Origin of the sequence: Polaribacter sp., assembly GCF_039939415.1 — a bacterium.
In the GTDB taxonomy this organism is placed as follows: domain Bacteria; phylum Bacteroidota; class Bacteroidia; order Flavobacteriales; family Flavobacteriaceae; genus Polaribacter.
Map to the genome: position 1 here is coordinate 1 of NZ_JBDVJE010000038.1, position 7104 is coordinate 7104.

Sequence of the window (7104 nt, forward strand, 5' to 3'; positions counted from 1 at the left end):
AAATTAACTTCTGGTATTAAATATAATGCCATTGCTTTTTCTCCAGTAGCATTTACAGCTCCAGTAGTTAAACTCACTGTATTCCAAGAATTGTATAATACCAAACCATCTACTTTATTTTCAATTGCTTTTTCTAAACGAGTTCCATTTCCTTTTGCATCATTATGGTTTACCTCAGAATCCCAAACAGGAAACCCATCTGCCTTAGCCAAATTAATAAACGTAGACCATTGACTGTGATTAAAACCTAAATTATGTGTTGTAGCCACTGTAATATAATCTGCAATATTTGTTTTTTGTAACATATCTATACCTGCAGGAAGCCCCCAAGTACAAGGTCCTATTAATTCTGCTCCGTTTAAACCATGCTCATGAAGCCTTCTATAAATTTCATTAATTTGACTTAAGCTCCAAACCGTATTTGTTCTACCATCTTCATTAAACGGATTAAGCCACTTACATTCTGGATATTCATTAGAAAACTCTATAACTCTAGCAATTAACTCTTCGGTTGCAGCTTGATTATCTTTTACAGAAACCTCTGGTCCTTCATTAGCACCATTACCATTAAGTCTATTATTAGCAACTCTTATACCACCACCACCTTGTGCTGGATTGGCAAAAATTAAAAACCCTTGTTCTAATGCTTTCTTATAAAAATAATCAAACATTGGTTTATTCGGGTTTAAATCTACACCATCTAAACCTCTTGCAAAAAGCGGAATACGAATACCGTTGGCTCCCATGTTCTTAAACCCTAACAACAAATTATCTGCTTGTGCTTCTGTGGTAACTTTATTGGTAATAAAAGCTTGCTTAGTATCTCCTAAAACATAATCCATATCATTCACGTACTTTTGACTAAAAGCACTAAAATTAAAGCAACAAATTATTAAAATAAGAATTCCTCTTTTAAAAATTATCTTGTAGTTTTCTTGTATCATTTATTCAAATATTAATTTAGCAACAACTATTAATTACAATGTATATAAATCATTTCTAAAGTATATAAGAAATATAAATACTTTAGAAATACAAAATAACTATTTTAAATCCTTTTAAAATTCTCATATATGGAGTTCATTTGTTGCTAAAATATTCTTAAAATACTGATTTTAAAATAATAACACAAAGTATTAAAAAGAATAAAGACATATCTAAAAAATTTCGGTTTTACTAACCTCAAATAAATAAAAGGTAATTTTTGAAATTTCTTAATACCTTATATTGATAATATTAAACCTCTTTTTAAGTTTTATCTTCTTACTCTTATTTATAACTTTTCCATTAACAATTAACCTTTTATATTTTTTATATGGGAGCCTAAAAACTACATTCATCTTTTTTGGTAATAGAATTTCATATAATTCACTTCCATCATCAAGCTTTTTAAATTTTGCTTTGATGGAACCTTTAATGGTTGGAACCGTAATTTCAGAAGAACTTATTTCTGTTAATTGAGGGGTAATTTCTGCTTTTCCAAAACCTGGGCTTACAGGTTTTATTCCCCACATATTTCTTGTAATGATATTTGCTGGTGCAGTTCCCCATGCATGGTTCCAGTCAAGATTAGACTTCACTTTTATATCCCAAGACTCTAATGTCATCGTAGAACCTACTTTAATCATATTCCACCAAGTTCTTACATTTGTTGTATCAACAATTAATTGCTTTGCATATTCAGCTTCATTATTTCTATACAAACCTTCCAATAAATATTGTGCTCCATAAACACTACATGCCATTCCTTTACTTTTCACAAAACCGATAACTGTTTCAAGGTTTTCTTTTGGAACTAATCCAAATGCTAATGGAAACATATTTGCATGTAAAGAAGAGTGAGTTGAACCCTCTCCATCAATATAAATACCTTTAGTACTATCAAAAAGTTTTGTATTGATGATTTTTTTTATTTTATCTGCTTCTTTTTTATAAAATTTAGCATCTTTTCTTTTTCTAATAGCTTTAGCTATCAAAGACATAAATTGTAAATTTTCATAATAAAATGAATTTATTACCGTATTAACCTCCTTAAACTCATAACCATCTCTTTCTACTTTAGGCCAATCAACAATATCTTTAATTCTTTGTTTGCCATTTTTAAATCCTAGTTGATGCATCAATTCTTTATTCAATTTTGATGAGTGCGTACTTATCAATCCATCTTCTCTTGCTAATTGAATTAAAGTTTTTGCTTTTAGTTTATCATAATATTTTTTAATAGACTTAGTATCGCCTGTGTATAAATAATCATAATAAAACATTTTTGCGGTGTGTAGAATCCATTCTGTTGGCCAAGTTGGATGAGTAATAAAGTATTCGTTGGTTCTTCTTGCCATAGAATACTCATTATCTACTGCATAATGACTTAATTGATTGATATATGCATCTGCCTCATAAGGTATGCGTTCTCTATCTCCATCAACGTAATATCCTGTAAAAGTTGTTGCTTTAATGGTGTGCTTGCATAAATTCCAAATTTGATTTAAAATAGTATCTGATGATTGAAAACTACTAGCTCTATCATTAAATGAATAAAGCAACGCTTTTTGACTAATCTCAATTTCATTAATAGGAATTTTAAGGTTTTCAATTTCACAATATCTAAAAGGCATAACTGTACCAAAAGAACTAGGGAGTTGAATTGCTTTTTTATTCGTATTTCTTTTGTCTGCAGTTAAAATAACATCTGTTTGAATTTCTTTATCTAAAAAAGGAAGAAAGGCTTGTTGATATCTAATAGTCCCTTTTGGGTTTTTGTTGATGGTATTTTTATGAGATAATTGTTCTCCTAAATGAATAATTAAAGTGTCTTTTTGTGATTTTTTTGATGATAAAGTTACAGTACCAAAAAAAGCTTTCCCAAAATCTATAAAGTAATGCCCTTTTTTAACTTCAATAATTTTAACAGGGTTCATTAATTCTGTTTTAAGGTTTGGCTCTGCTAAAGCATCATTTTGGGCTTCTACATATTGAAATGTAAAAAATAATAAGAAAACTGAAAGTAAAAATTTTGTCATTTTATAATTGAAGTTAACTAGTTTAATATTATTTTAATTTATTTACAATAGGTCTTATTTTATCATCTACAAACTCACCAATACTACCCTCTCTTTTATCCCAAAGGTATTTATCTGTATAAATGGTTGCACAGAGTGGACTAGAGTTATAAAGCGTTTTCCATTCTAACCAAAGTGCATCGTATTTGACCAAAGCGTTTTCAAGAATTTTTTGTTTGTTTTTAACAGAATCTAATTCTTTATAAAGCATCATAATCCACATTTGTTCAATTAATTCATATTTAATTCTGCCATAAGTAGAAGAAACCTCTAAAGCTTCTTGTGTAGCCACATCATTAATTTTTATTTGTTTAGAAAGTGCTTCTATTTGATGCCAAATAAATACAGACTCTGCTTTTTCTGCCAAAACTTCATCAACAAGTTTATTTTGAATAATTTCTTTTATGATTGGTTTGTTCTGCTTTGCAGAAAAATATTCATCTCTTGTCCACCAAACCGCATTTTCTGCATAACTATTACAATGACCTTTTCTTACACCTTCTATGCTTAACATATTTAATTTTCTAAATAAATCTGCTTGATAACCATGTAAACCAAGTTTAGAAGCAAACTTATAGAAAATTTCTTTTTCAGATTTATTAGGGTTTTGTGCCCATTGAGATACTACATAAGTATTTAAATCTGCCCATAATTCATGTTTAATATAAGGTCCTTTCCAGCCACCACCATTAGACCATGTAACAATACCTGTTAATAAATTATTTTTTAGGATATCTTTTAATCCTCTAGGATTTTCTGTAGAATTCGTTTTGCCCGTAAAATGATGTCTAGAAATTTCATATTTAGTTTCTGGCCAACCGTTTATTACTCCAGATGCAGTGTAGTAAGGATGTGCTCCTTTACCATAAGCTTCCATTCTAGACTGTGATTCTACAATTTGTTTGTGTTTACCAATACCAATACAAGGATTAAAAGGTGTCATTCTATGAAAATCTCCTTTTTGATATTTAATAGAAAACACTAAATTTTTATGTGTTTCTATAGCATTAGTAACTTTAAGATAATAGTTAGGGTTAGTGTGAAAACCTCCAAAATCCCAAGTTCTGTAAAACAGTTTTTTATTTCGTTTTACACATATTTCTTCACGTAAAATATTTATTAAAGTAATATGATCTTCAATACCTTGTTTACCACGACTAATAGGAGAACCACCTCTATGAAAAGGTGCATCATGAAGGTATGTTTCTCCAAAACGAACGGTTAAACCATCTATATTTGGAAACCTTTTAAAAACACCATCTATTTGTGCTCTTAATAATTTTTGTGTTGTTTTGCTTTGTATGTTTGGCTTTACTGCTTGAGAAGCATCACCTCCCAAATTATGTAAGGTTCCTTTTTTACTTATTTTACCTCCGTATTTTTTCCATATAGATTTTGGAAATACTAAAAAATCTGTAAACGGATAAACAGCTACATTGTGTTGTTCACAAGAATCTAGTTTGGCTTGAATGTATTTGGCTTTGTTTTCTATCCAAGTTCTTTCTTCTGAACCTTTTGATACTATATTTTCTTTAACATTATCGTAAGTTATGGCACAATTAATATACCAATGAGGCACCATAGCATTAAAGCCTTGCGATTTTATATATGCTGGATTACGATACTTTGTTTTAAAAGGTTTTTCTCCTGGATTGTTATGAACCATATCCATAACATAATCTAAGGATTGGCTTTTAACATTAGCTGTAACAAAACACATTACAATAATTAAAAACGAATTTAATAAGTTTTTTTTCATTAATGAAATTTTAAAAAATTGATAAATACTTATTTGTTTATATCAATAGAGAATTAAGTTTTACTTTTAATACTATAATTTATTCTTATAAGGCACTGTTCCTGTAGAATCAACAGAGTAACCCCACTTCTTTATATAAGAAGCTCCTGGCAAAAACTCATCATTAAGATTGCAAAGTTCTTTAGAAAGTATTTTCTTTAATTTTTTTACAGTTGATTTATATTTGTTATTTTCTATAAGGTTATTTAATTGATATGGATCTTTATGATTATCAAAAAGTAACCAACCTCCATCTAAATCTTGAGCATAGGTATACCTCTTAGTTATAATGCCTCTAAATTCTTTTCCACCAACATTTCTAGACCATTGGCCAAATGGTTGAATAGATGTAACAAGAGATCCTTTTCTTTTGTCTTTCTTTTTACCTAGTATTATATCTGTTATGTTTTCACCATCAAGATGTTTAGGTATTTCTATATCAGATAAACCTAGTATAGTTGGTAAAATATCTAAGGTATTTAATAAGAAATCACTTTTATGACCTTGACTGCCTAATAAATTTGGGTATTTAACAATAAAAGGCACTTTTGCAGATTCATTATATATTCTTTGTTTTTTAGTTTTACCATGACTATTAATCATATCTCCATGATCTGAAGTAAAAATAAAAATGGTATTATCTTCTATACCTAGTCTTTTAATAGCTCCCTGAAGTTGTTTTATATAACTGTCTAATGCAGTGCAATGTGCATAATACCCTTTTAAAATAGATTTTGTTTTTTTAGCTAATTTTTCTGGTACATTAGGTCTTAATTGAATATCTGAATTTTTATATAAGTCTTGAAATTTTTTAGGAGCAGTTTTATAAGGTGCATGAGGTGGACCCCAAGAAAGCACCAAACAAAAAGGATCTTTTTTTGTAGATTGTTCTTCTATATATGCAATTGCATCTTGTGTTTGTTTTTCTGCATCATAACCTTTCCAGGTATGTAATTTATCATCATTTCCCCAATATTGAGAGTGGTTATAACCATGAGAACATTCTAGAACTTTCCAATAATCAAAACCCTGCCTTCTTTCTTTTGGTATAAATGCAGAACGACCATTTCCATCTATATGCCATTTACCAATATAGGCAGTATTATATCCTTCTTTTTTAACTATTTTGGCCAAACTACTTGCTTTTGGATTTAGTGAAACATCATTCATAAACATTCCATTTTTTAATGGATACTGTCCTGTAATTAACATGGCTCTGTATGGTGTGCAAACAGGATATGTAGATATAGCATTTGTAAAATAAACTCCTTCTGAAGCTAGTTTATCTAGATTTGGAGTTATTACATCTTTATTTCCAGAATAACCTATTGCTTGCGCTCTCCATTGATCTGCAAAAACAAATACAATGTTGGGTTTAGAGGTGTTTACTTTTTTAGATTGAGCAAAAAAGCATTTAATAGAAAATAGTAACAAATAAAATATGGTTGTTCTTAACTGTATACTTATCATAATTTTATATCATTGGAAAATAATTATGTGATTTTTTATTATTTTTATTTAATAATAATTTTTTTTGTGACAGTACCTATATCAGATTTAATTTTAACAAAATAGAGTCCACTAGAAAGTTTTTTTACATCAATTTCAGAATTTATTCTTATTATTTCCTTTACCAATTGACCTGTAGTATTGTAAATAGCTAATTTAAAATTAGTTTCTATAGTTTCATTTGAAAGTTTTATATTAAAAACACCATTTGTAATTACTGTTGGGTACAATAAAATATTATTTGAAACATCATTGTCTTTAACAGATAATGATGTTATTTGTTCATAAACTTCTTGTGTATAAGCTATTGGAGATTGATGATCTCTATACATAATACCAGAACTACTTAAAGTTACAGGGTTTCGAACAGACATTAAAGAGTAAATTGGTTTGTCTGGTTGCCATGTAAAAACAGAATAACGTTCTACAAAACTTGCATCATCTAACATGTTCATATATGATAGTAAACCTATTCCTGCGGCTTCGTTTGATGCAGGTTGTCCTGTCCAAGTTGCTCCATAATTAAATTCTTTAATCCAAATAGGGCGTTTCCATTTATCATGTATAGCTTTTAACCAATTGTAAAAACTTTCTGCTGAAGTTTTTTTGTAATAATGAACTACCATATAATCTACTCGTAAACCATTAGCTTCTGCTTTAGTCATAAATTCATTACGCCAAGTTTGTCCTCCATTATTATCTTTAGTAGCAGGCGAACCTAAACGTAGACCAGAGGCT

The 7104-nt window shown here is 29.1% G+C and carries 5 protein-coding genes; all 5 read right to left on the minus strand.

Annotated features, from left to right (window positions below; all coding sequences use genetic code 11):
* Nucleotides 1-944, minus strand: a 944-nt coding sequence (locus ABJG40_RS05910; RefSeq protein ID WP_348023652.1) for a hypothetical protein, incomplete at its 3' end; no start/stop codon positions are given.
* A 270-nt stretch (nucleotides 945-1214) separates the two neighbouring features.
* Nucleotides 1215-3020, minus strand: coding sequence for a family 78 glycoside hydrolase catalytic domain (locus ABJG40_RS05915; protein WP_348023653.1), 1806 nt, complete (start codon nucleotides 3018-3020; stop codon nucleotides 1215-1217).
* 28 nt (nucleotides 3021-3048) lie between these two features.
* The gene (locus ABJG40_RS05920) at nucleotides 3049-4818 is read right to left on the minus strand and encodes a hypothetical protein (protein WP_348023654.1); all 1770 of its coding nucleotides are present in this window, start codon (nucleotides 4816-4818) and stop codon (nucleotides 3049-3051) included.
* 72 nt (nucleotides 4819-4890) lie between these two features.
* The gene (locus tag ABJG40_RS05925; RefSeq protein ID WP_348023655.1) at nucleotides 4891-6327 is read right to left on the minus strand and encodes a sulfatase; all 1437 of its coding nucleotides are present in this window, start codon (nucleotides 6325-6327) and stop codon (nucleotides 4891-4893) included.
* 44 nt (nucleotides 6328-6371) lie between these two features.
* A partial coding sequence (locus ABJG40_RS05930) for a glycosyl hydrolase (RefSeq protein ID WP_348023656.1) occupies nucleotides 6372-7104 on the minus strand: 733 nt, incomplete at its 5' end.